This is a genomic window from Gilvimarinus sp. 1_MG-2023 (assembly GCF_030548285.1).
The window spans coordinates 1-270 of record NZ_JAUOSC010001046.1 but is presented as its reverse complement, the minus strand read 5'-3'; the positions used below and the strand labels follow the sequence as shown (position 1 = coordinate 270).

Here is a 270-nt window from a genome sequence, read left to right as displayed (position 1 = left end):
GGAATACGAAGTGACCACTGATCCGAAAACCGGTCTGTCATTGATGTATTACCCGACCCGCTCCGGCCTCGAAGACCGGATCTTCCGCCTGCAAACCGGTAATTCCGCGGCTTCCGTACCATTACCGCGTACCCAGCACCAGGTCCACAACGTCCGCATCAGCAAGCTGGACAACGACGTTCTGGACGTCAAAGCCAAGTGGCAAACCGTATTTACCCGCATGGGTATGACCGAGCAGTTCTACGGTGACGTGACTTACAGGCTGGTGCC

Annotated in this window: 1 protein-coding gene; it reads left to right on the top strand. The window is 56.3% G+C overall.

What is annotated here, in order from left to right:
• On the top strand, window positions 1–270 hold a 270-nt coding region (locus Q4563_RS20060; protein WP_303605765.1), incomplete at both ends, for an aromatic-ring-hydroxylating dioxygenase subunit beta.